The sequence below is a fragment of the Cellvibrio sp. ATLC23 genome, assembly GCF_057196725.1.
The window spans coordinates 138,097-156,088 of sequence record NZ_JBXUOS010000002.1 but is presented as its reverse complement, the minus strand read 5'-3'; the positions used below and the strand labels follow the sequence as shown (position 1 = coordinate 156,088).

Here is a 17,992-nt window from a genome sequence, read left to right as displayed (position 1 = left end):
GGATTACTTGAGATGAATTATGTTCGTGTGATTGTCCTGACTGCCTTTGCGATGCTGGCATTTGCGGGCAATTCTATTTTGTGTCGCCTTGCGCTTAAGAATGGCAGCATCGATGCCGCGAGTTTTACCAGTATTCGTTTGCTCTCTGGCGCGTTGGTTTTGTGGTTGATTGTATTGCTGCATCGCCGCTCTGCGCGCGTGCAGGGCAATTGGTGGTCGGCATTGGCGCTGTTTGTATATGCGGCAGGTTTTTCGTTTGCCTATTTAAGTTTGCCTGCCGCATTGGGTGCGCTGTTGTTGTTTGGTGCTGTGCAGGCCACCATGATTGGTTATGGCATTTGGTCGGGCGAACAATTGCGTAGATTGCAGCGTGTAGGTCTTGCATTGGCTTTGGTGGGTTTAGTGGTACTGCTTGCGCCAGGATTTTCCGCGCCGCCGTTATGGGGGTCACTGTTAATGGTGGGAGCTGGTGTTGCCTGGGGAATTTATTCACTGCGCGGCAAAGCGGTTGGCGACCCACTGCAGGTGACTGCGGGAAATTTTGTGCGCACGATTCCAATGGCAGTCTTCTTAATCTTATTGCTGCAAAGTAGCGTGTTTTTTGGTGGTGATTTTTTTAGCGGCGCAATGTTAAGCAATACCGGAATTGTGTATGCAATTTTGTCTGGCGCCTTAGCGTCCGGTGTTGGTTACGCTATTTGGTATGGCGTATTGCCCGCGTTAAAGGCGACAACTGCTGCCTCGGTGCAATTGAGTGTGCCAGTGATTACCGCAGTGGGCGGCGTTATGTTGCTCAGCGAATCGCTCACGTTGCGCTTGGTATTGGCATCAATGGCGATACTGGGTGGTATCGCCCTGGTGATTGTGGAGAAAAAATAAATTCCAGCGCTGATTAGTTGGGATTTTTTTCGTTGAGGATGCGCACCTCGCGCTGCGGATACGGAATTTGAAAACCGTGTTCGCGCATTGCTTCAAAAATCATTAGTAGCAAATCTCCGCCGACACGATTTTTGCCGTCGTCTATGCCGTACATCCAGAACTCTACAAACATATTCACGCCTGACTCGCCAAAGCCGCTGATTTCACAATCGGGGCGCTCTTCAAAAGGTACATCGTCGCCGCTGATCACTTGTTCGTGTGAGGCAACGGTTTGTTTAATAATTTCCACCAGCTTGCGAATGTCGGTGTCGTAGGCCACGGAAAAATCGACGCGGTAGCGCTGCTTTTTATTTTTGTGCGTCCAGTTGGTAAAGCTTTCGGTCATAAACCGTTCGTTGGGCACCATGATGTCTTTGCCATCAAAGGTTTCCAGTGTGGTTGAGCGCAGCGTGAGTTCGCGTACTACACCGGTTCTGCCATCTTCCAGCTCGATATAGTCATCCACCGAAATAGAGCGGTCGAGCAAAATAATAATGCCGGAAATAAAGTTGGAAGCGATGGCTTGTAAACCCAAACCCAGCCCAACACCGAGCGCGCCGCCAAAGACCGCGAGGGCAGTGAGGTTGATGCCCATCACTTGCAGCAGCAATAAAATAAATAAAATAAAAATCGCGACTTCTAATAATTTTGCCGAGACTTCTTTAGTTCTGAAATCCAACTTTTCTTGCCGCCGAATAATTTCCTGACCGGTGGTGCTGGAAATGCGCCCGAGCCAAAACAGCAGCGAGCCAAATACTATCACTCTGGCTACGCCATAGGCCGACACATTAATATTGCCGACGGTGACATGCATGGCTTCAAGAATGGCGATAGTAGGGTCGAGTAAATCCACCCAGTGTAAAAACAACAGCGGCAAACCCACCCAGCGAAAACTAAACGCGACAAAATCGTTTTTGATGTAATCGCGAATCAGCGTGTTATAAAACAGCAATAATGAAGCAACCAGTGCAGTGCGTATCAGCCAGGATTTGCCCAGCATCTGGCTGCTCAGTTCGATCGCCATACTCATGATGATAATGGTGATCAGCGGGAAAATTAAACCGCCTAATTTGGAACTGAATTTGCGCAGCGTGGCAGTAGACGCATTGGTGGGTTGTGAAAATAGTGGCACATGTTTGCGAATGCGCCGGCTGATTAAATAGGAAAATAAAAAAATCGCCAACACCAGCAGCAACTGATAGTAGGTGCTTGAATCCTGCAGCAGATTTGTCCATTGCGTATGCAGATCAACGAGTGTCTGGCTGATTTTTTTATAATCCACGGTGCTGACTCCAGTTCTTCGATTTTAATTTCACAGTGTTAGTTGCTGCCCGATGCGCTTTGAATGCCCAGCAGTTTTAACACGGCGTGATCGGCGAAGCCGTCGGCCACTAAACCTTGCGCGTGTTGGAATTCACTGAGTGCGCGGCGTGTGCCCGGGCCAAAAATGCCATCGGGTGTGCCTGCATCAAAACCTTGTTGATTGAGCTGCGCTTGCAATTGCAACACTTGCTGGCGATGTAAACGCGGTGCATCGGTGGGTGGAGTTTGCAACAGCGCACCGCCACCGGCAATTTGATCAGCCAATTGGCCGACGGCAATGGCGTAAAACTCCGAGCGGTTCCAGCGCATAATCACATTGAAATTGTCGTACACCAAAAACGCTGGGCCTTGGTGGCCTGCGGGAACCAGAAGCGAGGCATTCATCTCCGCTTGCGGCAGCGGGCTGTTGTCGGCGCGAGTCACCCCTAACTTGCTCCACTCGGTAAGCGTTTTGTGATTTTTTAAACCCGCCTCTAAAAACGGAAAGTTGCGCGGCAATTTCACTTCGCGCCCCCAGCGTTCATCTCCCAGCCAACCCAAACTTTGTAAAAATTTCGCGGCGGATGCAAATGCATCGGCTTTGCTATACCACAGGTCGCGTTTGTTATCGCCATCGTAATCCACGGCATTTTTTAAGTAAGACGAGGGCATAAATTGGAAATTGCCCATGGCACCAGCCCAGGAGCCGAGCATCTTGTCGGGAGCTATATCACCCTCATCGAGAATGCGTAAGGCGTTCATTAATTCGATGGTAAAAAAGGTGCTGCGGCGCGGATCGCAGGCGAGGGTGGCGAGGGAATCGACCACTTTCATATTGCCAAAATAACCGCCGAAGTTGGTTTCCAAACCCCAAAAGGCAAGCAGGTAAGGTGCCGGTACACCGTAAGTTTGTTCAACACGATCCAGCAGTGCGCGATGCGTTGCCCAAAGTGCGCGCCCCTGTGCCACGCGCTGTTCGGTTACGCGGCGATTAAAGTAGTCGGCAAAGGTGGTGGTGAACTCCGGTTGTTGGCGATCCAATTCCAGCACGCGTTTGCTGAGGCTGGCCTTGCCTAGGCTTGCGCGAATTGTCGGCGCGCTGATACCGGCCTTTTTTGCATCGGCAGAGAAAGTTTGGATACAGCTGGCAAACTCGGCTTCGCTGAGCATGGGGGCCGGGGTGATGACCGCTGCATCGGCTGTGGCTGTGATCACAGTGGTAGATGTTGCTGAAGTTGCGGCGCTAGATGGGCTTGTTGTACTGGTGGGGGTTTGCGCGCAAGACAATAAACTCATACAGCAGACAAGAGGTAAAAGCTCCCGTAGGTTGGGCATGGTAACTCCGGATAGAGGCGGCACTAAAAACGCTAGCCATTTAGGTGAATTCGATTTGCAGAATGACACTGCCATTATGGCCGCTTGTTTATAACTTGAAATGCTTTTTTCTCTATTTCGATCACTCTTCTGCGTTAGAGGCTCAAAATCGGCGGGTTATCTTTGCGGTGTTCATTCACCTTTCATGATTGCCGTGGCGTATTTTTCCTAGTGCTACACTCTATAGGCACAACATATAAAAAAACGGAGCGCATCCACTTGCGGGGGCAGCTCTAGTCCACGGCAAACACGGTTAAATAGGTCATTTATGAACAACTCTTTTTTCGGCAGGGCTTTGCTTGCTGCCGTCTTGGCGTTATCCCTTGGGAACTCGCCGTTTATCTCAGCGCAAACCCTGCTGCGCGTCAATGAGGCAACCGATGGCAATGGCCGTTATGCCATGCAGATGGTGAAATTGGCATTCAGTAAAATTGGTGCCGACTACAAAATTGAGGCCGATAAGGCTGAAGTGAGCCAAGCGCGCAATATTGAAGATGTCGCGAATGGCAAGTCAGACTTGCTTTGGGCCGCGACCAATCAGGAAATGGAAGACAGGCTGCTGCCGGTACGTATCCCTTTGTATAAAGGCATGCTCGGACATCGGATTTTTATTATTAACCCTGCCTCGCAAGCCAAGTTTGACCGGGTAAAAACCTTTGAGGATTTAAAACAGTTTACCTTTGGGCAGGGTACTACTTGGGCTGACTCAGATATTTTGGCGAGTAACGGTTTGAAAGTGATTCGTACCAACAAATACCAGAACCTGTTTTACATGGTAGATGGCGGCCGGTTTGATGCTTTTCCGCGCGGAGTACAAGAGCCCTGGCAGGAGCTGGTCAACAACGCGAGCTTACCGCTGGCGGTGGAAAAGCACATTATGCTGGTGTACCGCATGCCGTTTTATTTGTTTACCAGTAAGAAAAATACCAAGCTGGCGGCAGACTTGGAGTTGGGGTTAAACCGCGCCATTGCCGACGGCAGTTTTGATCAGGTCTTTCTTAATGATCCCATGGTGAAGGATGTCTTGGAAAAGGCCAATTTAAGTCAGCGTCTGGAGTTTCATCTAAACAACCCAACCCTGCCCAAAGAGACACCCTTGGATCGCCCTGAGCTCTGGTTGGATATCAAAACCTTGGGTAAAACCGCACCTGTGGCTGGGGTGGCAGCGGTTGAAACAGTAGGAGAGTAGCTTGCCGCTTCAATCGCTGCCGTGCTGGACCTATTCAGTGCGGTAGCGCTCAAGCCAATGCGCATAAGGGGCTGGTAAAACCCATGTCGGTTGTTCAATGCCCAAGTCGCGCGCCGCTTGATATGGCCAATGCGGGTTGGCGAGGTGTGGGCGACCAATCATTACTACATCCAACTGTTTATTGGCGATTGCCTGTTCCGCTAAAGCTGGAGTGCTGAAACCCCAGGCCGATGACACTGGCAAATCCGCAGCGTTGCGCACTTGCTCGGCGATAGGTGCAAGAAATGCAGGCGCCCAAGGGACATTGGCATTGGGTGTAGAAAAGCCAATGCTCACACTCAACATATCCAAACCATTTTTGCGTAATTGTCGGGTCAGCTCGATTGACTCGGTGAGGGTTTCTTCATCGCGCCCATCAAACTCGATCACTCCGAAACGCGCTGTCAGCGGCAAATTCTGCGGCCAAACTGCGCGCACCGCTGCGAATGTCTCCAGTAAAAAGCGGCTGCGGTTTTCAAAGCTGCCACCGTATTCGTCGGTGCGTTGATTAGCGTGTACCGAGAAAAAACTTTGCGCTAAATAACCGTGGGCGAAGTGCAATTCCAACCATTCAAATCCCGCTGCGCGGGCGCGCTCGGCGGCCGCGGCAAAATCAGCGCAGACGCGTTTGATATCGGCAATGCTCATTTCCCGTGGAGTCTTAGGCAGGCCGCCACCAAAGGCGATAGGCGAGGGTGAAATTGTCTCCCAGCCGCGCGGATCGTTTTCGGCGATATGGTCATCGCCTTCCCAAGGGCGATTGGCGCTGGCTTTGCGCCCGGCGTGGGCGATCTGGATGCCGGGAACAGCGCCCGCTTTTTTAATCGCACGGGCGACTTGGGCGAGGCCTTCCGCCTGCTCGTCGCTCCATAGCCCCAAGCAGCCGGGTGATATGCGGCCCTCGGGCGATACGGCGGTGGCTTCCACTATGACTAATCCCGCACCGCCGCGCGCGAGGCTGGTGTAGTGGGCGAGATGCCAATCGTTTGTTAAACCGTCGATGGCGCTGTACTGGCACATAGGTGGCACAGCGATGCGGTTGCGCAATTCGATATCTTTCAGTTTAAAGGGGGTAAAGAGTGCGGACATTTTTGTCTCCAAAGAAAACGGGATTTACTGCAAGTGTTTGTAGAATCAAACAGGTGGAGCGCAGAGTAACCGCTCTTTAGGTATATAAAAATTTCTATTTCCTTATGATTGCCATCATCAAAACTTATATCTGGCTGTTTTAGGTGATGAGATATGGGGACTTAGTGAGGTGAGTTAATCCGGGTGAGCTTGTCAAATGTTAACTAGGGTTTGCCTGGCTAGTTTAGGTCGAGCGAGTTGGAAATAAATAACTCAAATAACAGATCGCGAACCCAGCGCAGCGCTGGATCTTTATGGGTGCGTTCATGCCATGCGGCGACCAGCGCGAAACCTTCCACCGGCAGCGGGGTTGGTTGCATTGCCAGCCCATCGAGGTGTTCAACCAAACGTTTGGGCACGACAGAAATCAGGTCGCTGGCACGGACGATATTGGTCATCACCAAAAAAGATTTTACCGATAGCATCACCTGCCGTTCGCGGCCGATTTTCGCCAAGGCTTCGTCGGTGGCGCCACTAAAGCATCCGCCGTTGTAAGAGAAAAGGGCGTGTTCGAGGCGGCAAAATTCATCGAGCGATAAAGGTGTTTTTGCGGCGGGATGTCCGTCGCGCATGACGCACACATATTCTTCGTCGAACAAGCGGCGCGCATGTAAATCAGGCGGGCTATTCGCTGGACTTAACAGCACCAATTGCAGGTCGCCACGCTCCAATTGCGAATGCAAATTTTCGTTTTCAATCGGCAGTAACGCTACGCGAATATTCGGCGCGCGCTGTTTCAACTCCAGTACAAAAGGAACGGCTACCGCTTGCAACGCATAATCGGTTGCGGCGATCGACAGGGTCATTTTTGCGGTGAGTGGATCAAACTCGGCGGGGGTGAGTAGTACGGCTATTTCCGCCAATACTTTCTTAACCGGCGCCGCCAATTCCAGTGCGCGTTCGGTGGGAACAACACCGCGTTGCGAGCGCACAAACAGTGGGTCGTTAAAACTGTCGCGCAATCGGGTGAGCATTCCACTCATCGCCGGTTGCGTTAGCGATAGTCGCTCTGCTGCGCGCGTGACACTGCGCTCATCGAGCAGGGCATCCAGCGCTTTTAATAGATTCAAGTCGATGTTTTTGATATCGCGCATTAGGTTCAAGCTCGGCGAATAGGGATTGCCAGTATGTACCACTTTCTGGCCAGAATAAAAATCCGGTCATTGTAAATGAAGGGCGCTTTCATGCTTTTTACCAGCGTTTGGGCAAGCGGCGAGAGGCGTGGAACACGCGCAATATTTCTATGGTTTGCAGTTGCGGTTTGACGCGATAGGGAACTATGTAGCGCGTGTCGGGAATCACCAGTTCGCGGGTTCCATGGATTCGCCCTGCATGCCCCAGGGCGGGGTTGTCGGCTAACAAATTCACCGCCGTGACTATACGCTGCACCACCAGTCGAGCGGCTTGGGGATCGTCTTGCGCAATATATTCAGCTTCGTCATTGAGATTTTGCAGCGCTGTATTCAGCCACTTAATTTGCATCAACGCCCCACTTGCTCATCGTTTCCCTGACCGCTTCCTCAGAGGCAAAATCCCCTGCATCGGCTTCCGTGAGCGCGTCTTGTATCTCGCTGATTTGCCACTCATTTAACTCCACGAAATCGCGTAATGCTTCAGCGGCCAGAAAAGATTTGGATCTGTTGGTCGCTTCGGCTAGCTGGTCAAGGCGGCGTTTGAGTTCTGGCTCAAGACGGATCGTCATAGTGGTGGACATATTGTTTACTCACGACTGGCAATGGACTGTGTGATTGTGAATGCACTGTGATCAGGTGTACACATTATAGCACAGCCTATTTTTCCAGCATGCTAGCGTTAATGTCGGCAACCTTGGTACAGCCCGACAGTGCCATGGCCACACGCATCTCTTTGGCGAAGATGTCGAGAATCTCACTCACGCCGCGTTTTTGTCGCGCTGCCAGCGCATAAACCCAGGGGCGGCCGATCATCACCATCTTGGCACCTAGCGCCAGTGCGCGCACTGCATCTAAACCCGAGCGCACACCGGAATCCAGAATCAGGCTCAGGTCATCGCCCACCGCATCGGCAATGCGGGGCAGGGCTTTGATCGATGAAAGCGCGCCGTCCAATTGGCGGCCACCGTGATTGGAGACGATCAATCCATCGCAGCCGATGCTGGCCGCCTGTTTGGCGTCGTCGGCATCCAAAATACCTTTAATGACAAAGTGGCCGTCCCATTCGGCGCGAATGCGGTCGATATCGGCCCAAGTGACGGTGGGATCAAAGTTTGCCCCTAACCAGCTCCAAAATTCGTCGATACCGGCTCTTTCGCCGAGGATGGGCGCGATATTGCCCAGCGAGTGCGGGCGACCCAGCAGCCCGACATCCCATGCCCAATGAGGTTTGGTGAGTACCTGTGCGACGCGGGTGAGCTTGCGCTGCAGCAGGCTGCCGCCGGATAAACCCGAGCGCATATCGCGGTAGCGGGTGGCGGGTACTGGCATGTCCACGGTAAATAACAAGGTGTTGGTGCCTGCGGCCTTGGCGCGAGCGAGCATTTCGCGCAAAAAACCGCGGTCGCGAATCATATAGAGCTGAAACCAGAGGGGCTGGTTGACCCCGGCGCGCACTTCATCAATCGAGCAAGCCGATACGGTCGATAAACAGAAGGGGATGCCCGCTTCTTCCGCCGCCTGCGCCGCTTGCACTTCACCGCGCCGCGCGTTTAACCCGGCGATGCCAACCGGCGCTAAACCCAGCGGCAGCTTAAATGTTTGGCCGAATAGTGTTGTCGCAGTGGAGATGCTGGAGACATCGCGTAGCACCCGTTGGCGCAATGTGATCTGCTGCAGGTCGAGCTGGTTATTGCGCAGGGTAGTTTCGCTAAAGGCGCCGCCGTCGATGTATTCAAATAAAAAACGGGGCAGGCGCTTGCGCGCGAGGGTGCGATAGTCGTCAATATTGGCGAGGATCATGGCGATTAACCTAGTGTTAAAAAGTGTTATAGTTTTATCGACTCTATGTTAGCATCTTTTATGTGTAAACTATTTTTTATATGCAATCCGCGTGGTGTGTCGAAGGTGTGTTGCTAGAGTCAGTCTAAGCCTGATCGATAACGGGCAATCTCCATCCTAATAATGACAATGTGGAGCTTTAATGGATAACAAACCTAAGTCGGCCAGCTTGCTGCTGCCGCTGATCCTGATTATCAGCCTGTTCTTTTTGTGGGGCATGGCCAATAACCTCAACGATATTCTTATCACCCAGTTTAAAAAGGTATTTACCTTGTCCGACTTTAAAGCCGGGCTGGTGCAATCCGCGTTCTATACCGGCTATTTTGTCTTCTCCATTCCCGCAGCGCTCTGGATGAAACGGTTTGGCTATAAAGCCGCTGTGGTATTTGGCTTGCTGCTTTATGCCACTGGCGCCTTTCTGTTTTATCCCGCAGCCGCGCAGCGCGAATATGCGCTCTTTCTCGGCGCACTGTTTGTGATCGCCAGTGGCTTGGCGTTTCTAGAGACCTCGGCCAATCCACTGATTGTTGCTATGGGTGACCCGGCCACCGCCGAACGGCGCTTGAATTTTGCCCAGTCGTTTAACCCGTTTGGCTGCATTGCGGGGATTGTGATTGGGCGCGAATTTATCCTCTCCGGCCATGAGCCAACGGTGGAAGAGCTGGCGGCGATGAGTGCGGTACAGCTGGAGCAGTTTTACCAGTTTGAATCCCAAGCGGTGCAGGCGCCTTATCTGGCGATTGGTTGTCTGGTGCTGCTCTGGGCGCTGCTGGTGTTTATCGTAAAGTTTCCCCGCATCGATAAAGATGAGGTCGCCGCCGATGGTCTGGGCAGTTGGGCGGATTACCAAACCCTGCTGTGCAAGGGCGAGTTTATGTTTGGCGTGGCTGCCCAGTTTTTTTATGTGGGCGCGCAGGTCTGTATCTGGAGTTTTTTGATTCGTTACGGGCAAGAGGTGGTGCCGGGAACGGGAGAGAAAACCCTCGCCAGTTATCTGATGGGTTCACTTGTAGTGTTTATGGTAGGGCGCTTTGTCGCCACTGCACTCATGGGGCGCTTCCGCGCCGCTTGGTTAATGGGGGTTTATGCGCTGGCAAATATCGCTCTGTGTGCCTATGCCATTCTTGTTCCCAGCCATTCCGGTTTGCTTGCACTGGCGGCCACCAGCTTTTTTATGTCGCTGACGTTTCCCACGATTTTTGCCCTAAGTATTAAAAACCTCGGCGCTTTGGCCAAAGTGGGTTCATCGCTAGTGATTATGGCGATTATTGGCGGTGCAGTACTGACGGCGGTGATGGGGTTTATATCGGATATGGCCTCGATTCACGTGGCAGTCGCGGTGCCGCTGGTGTGTTTTGTGGTGATCGCACTCTATGCCCGGCGCTGCGATAAGGCCGAGGTGGCACTCAAGTGATTGATGCACATCAGCATTGTTGGCAGCTCGGCCAGCATGATTGCACTTGGCCAACGCCCGAGCTCGCCGCGATCTACCGCGATTTTGGGCTGGAGGACTTGCTGCCACTGGCGCAGAGCCTTGGAGTCACCGGCTCGGTGCTGGTGCAATCGCAGCCTAGCGATGCGGATACGGACTATTTATTAACGCTTGCGCAGCAATCGGATTTCATCAAGGCGGTAGTGGGCTGGGTGGATTTGGCCTCGCCCACCGCGCCAGCGCGTATCGCCCAGTTGGCGCAACACCCCAAGATGCGTGGTTTGCGCCCCATGTTGCAAGGGCTGCCAGAAGATGACTGGATTCTGCGCCGGGAATTGGAGCCAGCGCTTGCGGCGATGAAGCAGCACCAGCTGAGTTTGGATGCCTTGGTTTATACCCGCCATTTAGTGCACCTGGAGGTGTTTGCCAAACGTCACCCGGAATTGGCCATAGTGATCGATCACGCCGCCAAGCCAGAGGTTAGCGTCAATGATCGTCCGGCGGATGACTGGCGTAGTGCTATGACGCAGATTGCTCAGTGCCCGAATGTGCATTGCAAACTATCGGGCTTGGCTACGGAGGCGGGAAAAGATCAGGGAGGCGCCGAATTATTGCCTTATCTCCAACACCTGTTGGCGGTATTCGGCAGTGAACGATTAATGTGGGGCAGCGATTGGCCCGTCATTCATTTGGCGCCAAATAAATACTTATCCAGCTATAAAAACTGGTTTGGCCTTGTAGATCATGCACTTACTGGATGCAAAACAAGCGATTTTGAAAATGTTTTCATAGGTACAAGTTTGCGTTTTTACCGAATTACGTAAAGTGGAACGCTTGGCGCCAAACTCTGTGGGTAGAATTCGGGTACACCTCTACAGCACAGACATTCTTGCGCCAATTTTTGGTGCTTTTCGGAATGAGTAGCTAATGGGGGTTCGCAGTGATAACGAATAATGAGAAAAAGACTATGACAACTACTATGAATAAACAAATCGACAATGAATTGGCTGACATGGCAGACGACGCAGAGCGTAAATACCGCGCTCCGGCACTGGAAAAAGGGTTGGATATCCTTGAATTGCTGGCGCGCAACTCGTCGCCAATGACGACTTCGCAAATGGCAGTTGCACTTGGGCGCTCGGTCAGTGAGCTATTCCGCATGGTGCTGGCACTCGAATATCGCGGGTTTATCACCCAAATGCCCGATGGGCGTGACGGCTATATGCTCACCAATAAACTTTTCACCTTGGGCATATCCCAGGGTACGGCGAAAACCCTGCTCGAAGTGGCCCTGCCGGTAATGAAAGAACTGACGCGCGAGTTAGGGCAATCCTGTCATTTAGTGGTGCCATCGGGGGACCAAATAGTGGTGGTTGCGCGCCTTGAGAGCCCAATGGATCTCGGTTTTTCTGTGCGAGTGGGTTATCGCCGCCGCCTGATCGACACCAATTCCGGCGCTCTGCTCTACGGTTTTGCCACACCGGATGTGCAGGCTGGCTGGTTGCCGCTGTTATCGGCAACAGTCGATTTGGAGCGTATTGAGCGTTTTCTGGTCAAGGCGCGCAAAGGGGTTGATCAGGGTTATATCCAGCTGGCGAGTGATTTTGTCGATGGCGTTACCGATTTTTGTGTGCCGATTATCGGTGTGCATGGCGCCGCTGCGGTGATGATTATTCCGTTTATCCATATCAAATCCCAAGCGATTACTCAGGAGCGAGTGCTGGAGCGTTTGCTGCAGGCAGCGGATAAAATCTCCCAAGGGTTGATCGATTAAGACGTTCACCCGTTTTTGAACACTAAAAGCCGACTAGTCCAGTCGGCTTTTTTTGGCGTGAAAGTTGGTATGACACGGTTGGGGGTTGACATACCGCAAGACAAAAAGTCCAAATAACTATATGTCATTTTATGTTTTCTTCAGATAAAATGATTTTTATTGGCAATCGCTATTTTAAAAATGAAAAGACAAACCAAAAAGCTAATTATAAAAAAAGAGGTTCTGTGGGCAGTTCAATCGCTATTCCCCGGCGCCAGTTTGGGCGCAGTTCGCTGAGCTTATCCCTACTGGGTTTTGGCGCTGCACCCATTGGCAATCTATATCAACCTATGACCGGTGTTCAGGCTGGCCGCGCAGTGAGAGCAGCTCTGTTGGCTGGCATTCGCTACTTTGATACAGCGCCCCATTACGGTTTTGGTCTAAGTGAAACCCGATTGGGTGCAGCACTTGGCAATATTGCTGCCGCTGAATCGGTGATTGTCTCTACCAAAGTTGGGCGCCTATTGGTACCGACCAGCTCCAGAGCAACAGTGCGCCATGGCTTTGTGGACGCCCCACCCCTGGAACCACAGTTTGATTACAGCTATGACGGAGTGATGCGCAGTTTTGAAAGTAGCTTGCAGCGTTTGCAGTGCGAGCATATCGATCTATTGCTGGCCCACGATTTAGGGCCTTTAACCCACGGTGCGGATCACCCCGCGCGTTTTCGCGAATTTATGGATGGCGGCTATCGCGCCATGAGCGAGTTAAAAGCCGCAGGCCGGGTGACGGCGATTGGTTTGGGCACCAACGAATGGCAAATCTGCGAGGCGGCATTAAAACACGGTGATTTTGACGGTTTCCTCCTTGCGGGGCGTTACACCCTATTGGAGCAAGGCGCTTGTGAAACGTTTTTGCCGCTCTGTGCGCGGCGCGGCGCCTCAGTGATTTTGGGTGGGCCATTTAATTCCGGCATTTTGGCGACCGGTGTAAAAAGCGCCGATATCGCCAGCGGCAAGGTTCCATTGCACTATAACTACGAACCGGCGCCGCAGGCGATTATTGATCAGGTCGCCCGGCTTGAATCTGTGTGCGAAGAGTTTGCGGTTCCGCTCGCTGCCGCCGCGCTGCAATTTCCGGCGGCCCATGCCCAAATTTGTTCTGTATTAGCCGGCTTTGCCAGTGATGCGCAAGTGCAACAAGCTGTTTCCTGGATGAACACTCCAATTCCCGATGAGTTTTGGCAGCGGCTGCGTGAAAGCGAATTGTTGCACCCCGCTGCCACTACCCCTGCGTGATCTTTCTTTTTTCTAATAGGGTGCCGCATGACGCAATCCACTGATTCCAATGCACCGCAAAAAACTGTGATAGCCCCCGTGATACTGCTGCACCCGGACGACAATATTTTGGTGTGCGTAAAACAGTTTCATCCGGGCGATGAAATCACGATCGATGGCGAAACATTGTTGAGTGAAATTGACATAGCTGTCGGTCACAAAATTGCGCGTATCAATTTACGGCCGGGCGATAAGGTTTATCGCTACGGCGCGCCTATCGGCTCTATGACTCAGGCCGTTGCCAAAGGTGAGCATGTGCATATGCACAATATGAAAAGTGATTACATTCCCAGTCACACCCGCAGCCGCCAACATAAAGATAGGAGTGACGCATGAGTCAGGCAGTCAGTTTTTCCGGTTGGCAGCGTGCCGACGGGCGCAAAGGTATCCGCAACATGATTGTGGTGGCTTATTTAGTGGAATGCGCCCATCACGTTACGCGCAAAATTGTGAATCATGTCAATGATATGGATGTGCATTTAATTGGCTTCCCCGGCTGTTATCCCAATCAATACGCCTACGAGATGATGCGTGCCGTATGTACCCATCCCAATGTCGGCGGTGCGCTGTTGGTATCGCTCGGTTGCGAAAGTATGAATCGCGAAAAATTGGTCAGCGAGATTCGCGCCAGTAATCGCCCCGCCGAATTGTTGGTAATTCAGGAGGAGGGCGGCACTAAAAGCACAATTGAATTAGGCATAGCTGCAGTAAAGCGTTTGCAAAGTGAAGCTGCAACAGTGGCGCGAGTGCCCATGCAGCTAAATGAATTAATTGTGGGGACAATTTGTGGCGGCTCCGACGGCACCAGTGGCATTAGCGCCAATCCGGCCGTTGGTCGCTGTTTTGATGCCTTGGTTGCCGCCGATGCAATTTGTATTTTTGAAGAGACCGGCGAGCTAATCGGCTGCGAAACCATTATGGCAGGTCGCGCTGTTACGCCCGAGTTGGGCGCAGAAATTGAAGCCTGCGTGGCCAAAGCGGAACACTATTATCGCGTCATGGGTTTTGGCAGTTTTGCACCGGGCAATGCCGATGGTGGGTTAACTACACTCGAAGAAAAATCCATGGGCGCCTATTCCAAATCTGGTTCTTCGCCGATTAGCGGATTAATTAAACCGGGCGATATTCCTCCTGCGGGTGGTTTGTATTTGTTGGATGTAGTACCCGATGGCGAACCGCGTTTTGGTTTTCCCAATATTTCCGACAATGCCGAAATTATTGAATTAATTGCCTGCGGTTCTCACGTCATTTTATTTACCACCGGACGCGGTTCGGTGGTGGGCTCGGCGATTTCCCCAGTGATAAAAATTTGCGCCAATCCCGAGACCTATCGCCGCTTGGCAGGGGATATGGATGTGAACGCAGGGCGCATATTGGAAGGCGAGGCAACACTGGATCAGGTAGGTGAAGAAATTTTACAAAACGTAATTGATGTCGCAGCGGGAAAACGCAGTGTGTCGGAAGAGCTTGGGCATCAGGAATTTATTTTGACCTACAAGGCATTTGAACCGATTGATCCAAGCTGTTTGCCGGTGAGGCAAATCCAGTGAGACAAAAACGATGAAACGTCTGGAAGGTAAAACCGCATTAATTACCGCTGCCGCTCAAGGTATCGGTCGCGCCAGCGCAGAATTATTTGCCGCAGAAGGTGCGCGGGTAATTGCTACTGATATTAATGTAGCGGCGCTGAGCGAATTATCGAATTGCGAAGTCTATGCTCTGGATGTACTTAAACAAGCTGAGATTCAATCCCTGTGCGAAAAAATTGGTGGTATAGATATTTTATTTAACTGCGCCGGTTATGTGCACAGCGGAACGATTTTGGATTGCGATGAACAGGATTGGAATTTTTCCATCGATTTAAACGTGAGCTCTATGTATCGCATGACCCGCACATTTTTACCGGGCATGATCGCACGGGGTGGCGGTTCGATTATCAATATGTCCTCGGTGGCCAGTTCAATCAAAGGTGCACCCAATCGGTTTGCTTATGGCATGACAAAAGCGGCAGTGATCGGATTAACCAAAGCAGTTGCGGCCGATTTCGTCACTCAAGGTGTACGCTGCAATGCAATCTGCCCGGGCACAGTCCAAACCCCGTCACTTGAACAGCGTTTGTATGCAACGGGCGATTATGAAACTGCCTATAAAAATTTTGTCGCGCGCCAACCTATGGGGCGTTTGGGTACTGCACGTGAAATGGCAGAGCTTGCACTTTATTTGGCGAGCGATGCATCGGCATTTACCACCGGCACTATCAATGTGATTGATGGCGGCTGGAGTAATTAATTTTTTTGGAGACTTTAATATGAAATTACTTCGTTACGGAATTGCGGGTCATGAGCGCCCGGGAATTTTGGATAGCAAGGGTAAAGTACGTGAATTGGGCTCTGTGGTTTCCGATATTAACGGTAAAACACTGAGTGAAGAATCGTTGAAAAAAATTGCCAGCCTGGATATCGACTCCCTCCCTATTGTTGATGAGCCTGTGCGTTTCGGCGCTTGTGTTAATGGCGTGGGTAAATTTATTTGTATCGGTTTAAATTATGCCGATCACGCGGCAGAGTCAGGTGTTGCTGTGCCAGCTGAGCCAGTGGTGTTTATGAAAGCAACCAGTGCGATTACCGGCCCGAATGACAATGTAATTAAACCGCGCAATTCCACCAAGCTGGATTGGGAAGTTGAGTTGGGTATTGTGATTGGCAAACACGCGAGTTATGTATCGGAAGCGGATGCTATGGATCACATTGCCGGTTATTGCGTGATTAACGATGTATCCGAGCGCAACTTTCAATTGGAGCGTCCGGGCGGGCAGTGGGATAAAGGCAAAGGTTGCGACAGCTTCGGCCCCATTGGTCCTTACTTAGTTACTAAAGATGAAGTGCCCGATCCACTCAAATTAAATTTGTGGCTAAAAGTAAATGGCAAAACATTTCAAAATGGCTCTACCGATAAGATGGTATTTGGTCCCGCTTTTTTAGTGCATTACCTCTCGCAATTTATGAGTTTGCAGCCGGGCGATGTAATCAGCACCGGCACACCACCAGGTGTCGGCCTTGGGCAAAAACCACCTGTGTATTTAAATGAAGGTGATGTGATGGAGTTGGGTATTGAGGGAATGGGGGTGCAAAAGCAGGTTGTGGTAAACGCAAAATAATTAACCCCAACAATAAAATCAGGCTTACACGAGAGCAACTCAATGAAAAAACGTAATCAATTTGCAGTTATAGGTTTTATCGCCGCTGCTATTTTTTCAGCAAATTATTCTGCGCAGGCTGAACTGAATTCCAATATCTCGCTTTATCAAACACAGCCATTGCCCTCATGGAATATTTTTATTGAAAATTACGAGCAACAAAAAATGCTCAGTGGCGACTCAGTTGTGTTGCCAAAAGGCGATGTTAAGGCACAGCTTGGTAAAAAAGATGCAGAGCAAGATGCATTGGTATTTAGCTGGAAAGATACCTGGCGTGCGGGAATGACATTGGAATCCGGCGACCCCTTGGATTTAACCGCGCATATGAAAACTGGTGTGCTGGCAGTCGATTTAAGAATTAACGAGCTGGCCAAAGGCGGTGTATCTTTCAAAATGGAGTGCCAAAAACAGGGCTGCGATCGCATAGTGCCGTTTACCATGGCAGCGCGGGATTTGGTTGGCAAAGGTTGGCAAAAAATTTATGTGCCGCTCAGTTGTTTTAAACAAGAGCAAGATAATTTTTCGGCGACGACCATGCCTTTTGCATTGGAAGTGGGTGGCGCTGGTGAAGTGGCTGTCGCCAACGTGCAGTTGCTGATTCATACTCCAAAAAGTGTGACCTTGGTTGAATGTCCTGATTACAAAACCGTTTCAGTTACACCCAGCATGTTAAATGAATGGTGGTCAATTGATTGGTGGTTGCCGCGTCACGAGCAAAAACTGGCCGATGCAAAAGCCATTAAAGCCAAAGGAGGAAAAATTGATTTGCTGTTTATTGGCGACTCCATCACCCAGGGTTGGGAGAAAGAAGGCGCTCCTGTATGGGAGAAAAATTACGCAAAACGCAATGCCTTTGCCATCGGCTTCGGCGGCGACCGCACAGAAAACGTGCTGTGGCGTTTGCAGCACGGGGCAGTTGAAAGCATGTCGCCCAAGCTGATAGTGCTGATGATTGGCACCAACAATACCGGGCACCGTCAGGAAAACCCGGCGACTACCGCTGCCGGTATTAAAAATCTGCTCAATGAATTCCAGCAGCGATTGCCCGATGCAAAAGTGCTGTTGTTAGCCGTTTTCCCGCGCGATGAAAAGCCAGAGGGTGAGTTGCGTCAAATTAATAATGGTGTCAATGCAATTATCAAAGGCTTTGCCGACAGCAAAAAAATATTTTTTGCCGATATCAACTCTGTTTTTTTGACTGAAGACGGTGTATTAACCAAAGAGATAATGCCGGATCTATTACATCCAAATGAAAAGGGTTATGAGTTGTGGGCAGAGGCCTTAGAGCCCTATTTACAACAGCTGCTTAAATAGTGAATTGTTTTTTAATCTCTCCCAGCCCCTCTTGTTCA

Annotated in this window: 18 protein-coding genes; 11 read left to right on the top strand and 7 right to left on the bottom strand. The window is 51.1% G+C overall.

From position 1 onward, the window contains the following. Positions 1 to 12 precede the first annotated feature (12 nt). Complete coding sequence (locus AC2CG4_RS03705) at positions 13 to 879, top strand: EamA family transporter (protein ID WP_484484986.1); 867 nt, start codon at positions 13 to 15, stop codon at positions 877 to 879. 13 nt (positions 880 to 892) lie between these two features. On the opposite strand, the gene AC2CG4_RS03700 is transcribed toward AC2CG4_RS03705, so the two are convergent. Both AC2CG4_RS03700 and AC2CG4_RS03695 read right to left on the bottom strand, forming a co-directional pair. Beyond that, positions 893 to 2,200 carry a mechanosensitive ion channel family protein gene (locus AC2CG4_RS03700; RefSeq protein ID WP_484484985.1) on the bottom strand — a complete coding sequence of 436 codons (1,308 nt, stop codon included), beginning with the start codon at positions 2,198 to 2,200 and terminating at the stop codon, positions 893 to 895. Positions 2,201 to 2,238: 38 nt separating this feature from the next. Beyond that, the gene (locus tag AC2CG4_RS03695) at positions 2,239 to 3,555 is read right to left on the bottom strand and encodes a lytic murein transglycosylase (protein ID WP_484484984.1); all 1,317 of its coding nucleotides are present in this window, start codon (positions 3,553 to 3,555) and stop codon (positions 2,239 to 2,241) included. 307 nt (positions 3,556 to 3,862) lie between these two features. Here AC2CG4_RS03695 and AC2CG4_RS03690 point away from each other — a divergent pair, with 307 nt between their 5' ends. After that, positions 3,863 to 4,783 carry a substrate-binding periplasmic protein gene (locus AC2CG4_RS03690; RefSeq protein ID WP_484484983.1) on the top strand — a complete coding sequence of 307 codons (921 nt, stop codon included), beginning with the start codon at positions 3,863 to 3,865 and terminating at the stop codon, positions 4,781 to 4,783. Between the two features lie 30 nt (positions 4,784 to 4,813). Here AC2CG4_RS03690 and AC2CG4_RS03685 read toward each other — a convergent pair whose 3' ends face one another. The 5 genes from AC2CG4_RS03685 to AC2CG4_RS03665 form a co-directional block, all read right to left on the bottom strand. Next, positions 4,814 to 5,911 (bottom strand): NADH:flavin oxidoreductase/NADH oxidase, encoded by a 1,098-nt coding sequence (locus AC2CG4_RS03685; protein WP_484484982.1) that lies wholly within the window; start codon positions 5,909 to 5,911, stop codon positions 4,814 to 4,816. Positions 5,912 to 6,129: 218 nt separating this feature from the next. Then, positions 6,130 to 7,044: a LysR family transcriptional regulator gene (locus AC2CG4_RS03680; protein ID WP_484484981.1), complete on the bottom strand. Its 915-nt coding sequence runs from the start codon at positions 7,042 to 7,044 to the stop codon at positions 6,130 to 6,132. Between the two features lie 97 nt (positions 7,045 to 7,141). Then, complete coding sequence (locus tag AC2CG4_RS03675; RefSeq protein ID WP_484484980.1) at positions 7,142 to 7,432, bottom strand: type II toxin-antitoxin system RelE/ParE family toxin; 291 nt, start codon at positions 7,430 to 7,432, stop codon at positions 7,142 to 7,144. Next, the gene (locus AC2CG4_RS03670) at positions 7,422 to 7,664 is read right to left on the bottom strand and encodes a CopG family ribbon-helix-helix protein (protein ID WP_484484979.1); all 243 of its coding nucleotides are present in this window, start codon (positions 7,662 to 7,664) and stop codon (positions 7,422 to 7,424) included. The genes AC2CG4_RS03675 and AC2CG4_RS03670 overlap by 11 nt, the downstream gene beginning before the upstream one ends. 76 nt (positions 7,665 to 7,740) lie before the next feature. Continuing rightward, on the bottom strand, positions 7,741 to 8,883 hold the full coding sequence (locus tag AC2CG4_RS03665) for an L-lactate dehydrogenase (RefSeq protein WP_484484978.1): 1,143 nt from the start codon (positions 8,881 to 8,883) through the stop codon (positions 7,741 to 7,743). A 181-nt stretch (positions 8,884 to 9,064) separates the two neighbouring features. On the opposite strand from AC2CG4_RS03665, the gene fucP reads away from it, so the two are divergent. The 9 genes from fucP (at position 9,065) to AC2CG4_RS03620 (ending at position 17,954) form a co-directional block, all read left to right on the top strand. Continuing rightward, positions 9,065 to 10,336 (top strand): L-fucose:H+ symporter permease, encoded by a 1,272-nt coding sequence (gene fucP, locus AC2CG4_RS03660; RefSeq protein WP_484484977.1) that lies wholly within the window; start codon positions 9,065 to 9,067, stop codon positions 10,334 to 10,336. After that, positions 10,333 to 11,178 (top strand): amidohydrolase family protein, encoded by an 846-nt coding sequence (locus AC2CG4_RS03655; protein ID WP_484484976.1) that lies wholly within the window; start codon positions 10,333 to 10,335, stop codon positions 11,176 to 11,178. Before fucP ends, AC2CG4_RS03655 begins: the two co-directional genes overlap by 4 nt. A 143-nt stretch (positions 11,179 to 11,321) precedes the next feature. Continuing rightward, positions 11,322 to 12,128: an IclR family transcriptional regulator gene (locus tag AC2CG4_RS03650; protein ID WP_484484975.1), complete on the top strand. Its 807-nt coding sequence runs from the start codon at positions 11,322 to 11,324 to the stop codon at positions 12,126 to 12,128. 224 nt (positions 12,129 to 12,352) lie between these two features. Beyond that, positions 12,353 to 13,405, top strand: a complete 1,053-nt coding sequence (locus AC2CG4_RS03645; protein WP_484484974.1) for an aldo/keto reductase — start codon at positions 12,353 to 12,355, stop codon at positions 13,403 to 13,405. A 27-nt stretch (positions 13,406 to 13,432) separates the two neighbouring features. Further along, a complete protein-coding gene (locus AC2CG4_RS03640; protein ID WP_484484973.1) occupies positions 13,433 to 13,780 on the top strand; it encodes a UxaA family hydrolase in 348 nt (115 codons plus the stop codon). After that, complete coding sequence (locus AC2CG4_RS03635; protein ID WP_484484972.1) at positions 13,777 to 14,994, top strand: UxaA family hydrolase; 1,218 nt, start codon at positions 13,777 to 13,779, stop codon at positions 14,992 to 14,994. Before AC2CG4_RS03640 ends, AC2CG4_RS03635 begins: the two co-directional genes overlap by 4 nt. Positions 14,995 to 15,004: 10 nt before the next feature. After that, complete coding sequence (locus tag AC2CG4_RS03630) at positions 15,005 to 15,733, top strand: SDR family oxidoreductase (protein WP_484484971.1); 729 nt, start codon at positions 15,005 to 15,007, stop codon at positions 15,731 to 15,733. A 19-nt stretch (positions 15,734 to 15,752) separates the two neighbouring features. Continuing rightward, complete coding sequence (locus AC2CG4_RS03625; protein WP_484484970.1) at positions 15,753 to 16,601, top strand: fumarylacetoacetate hydrolase family protein; 849 nt, start codon at positions 15,753 to 15,755, stop codon at positions 16,599 to 16,601. Between the two features lie 42 nt (positions 16,602 to 16,643). Further along, positions 16,644 to 17,954, top strand: a complete 1,311-nt coding sequence (locus AC2CG4_RS03620) for a putative glycoside hydrolase (RefSeq protein WP_484484969.1) — start codon at positions 16,644 to 16,646, stop codon at positions 17,952 to 17,954. Positions 17,955 to 17,992 lie beyond the last annotated feature (38 nt).

Excerpts from the sequence above, each read along its gene's own strand:
- AC2CG4_RS03670 (WP_484484979.1), bottom strand. The coding sequence starts at position 7,664 with ATGTCCACCACTATGACGATCCGTCTTGAGCCAGAACTCAAACGCCGC.
- AC2CG4_RS03690 (WP_484484983.1), top strand. The coding sequence starts at position 3,863 with ATGAACAACTCTTTTTTCGGCAGGGCTTTGCTTGCTGCCGTCTTGGCG.
- AC2CG4_RS03650 (WP_484484975.1), top strand. The coding sequence starts at position 11,322 with ATGACAACTACTATGAATAAACAAATCGACAATGAATTGGCTGACATG.
- AC2CG4_RS03695 (WP_484484984.1), bottom strand. The coding sequence starts at position 3,555 with ATGCCCAACCTACGGGAGCTTTTACCTCTTGTCTGCTGTATGAGTTTA.
- AC2CG4_RS03665 (WP_484484978.1), bottom strand. The coding sequence starts at position 8,883 with ATGATCCTCGCCAATATTGACGACTATCGCACCCTCGCGCGCAAGCGC.
- AC2CG4_RS03625 (WP_484484970.1), top strand. The coding sequence starts at position 15,753 with ATGAAATTACTTCGTTACGGAATTGCGGGTCATGAGCGCCCGGGAATT.
- AC2CG4_RS03620 (WP_484484969.1), top strand. The coding sequence starts at position 16,644 with ATGAAAAAACGTAATCAATTTGCAGTTATAGGTTTTATCGCCGCTGCT.
- fucP (WP_484484977.1), top strand. The coding sequence starts at position 9,065 with ATGGATAACAAACCTAAGTCGGCCAGCTTGCTGCTGCCGCTGATCCTG.
- AC2CG4_RS03630 (WP_484484971.1), top strand. The coding sequence starts at position 15,005 with ATGAAACGTCTGGAAGGTAAAACCGCATTAATTACCGCTGCCGCTCAA.
- AC2CG4_RS03675 (WP_484484980.1), bottom strand. The coding sequence starts at position 7,432 with ATGCAAATTAAGTGGCTGAATACAGCGCTGCAAAATCTCAATGACGAA.
- AC2CG4_RS03680 (WP_484484981.1), bottom strand. The coding sequence starts at position 7,044 with ATGCGCGATATCAAAAACATCGACTTGAATCTATTAAAAGCGCTGGAT.
- AC2CG4_RS03640 (WP_484484973.1), top strand. The coding sequence starts at position 13,433 with ATGACGCAATCCACTGATTCCAATGCACCGCAAAAAACTGTGATAGCC.
- AC2CG4_RS03635 (WP_484484972.1), top strand. The coding sequence starts at position 13,777 with ATGAGTCAGGCAGTCAGTTTTTCCGGTTGGCAGCGTGCCGACGGGCGC.
- AC2CG4_RS03685 (WP_484484982.1), bottom strand. The coding sequence starts at position 5,911 with ATGTCCGCACTCTTTACCCCCTTTAAACTGAAAGATATCGAATTGCGC.
- AC2CG4_RS03705 (WP_484484986.1), top strand. The coding sequence starts at position 13 with ATGAATTATGTTCGTGTGATTGTCCTGACTGCCTTTGCGATGCTGGCA.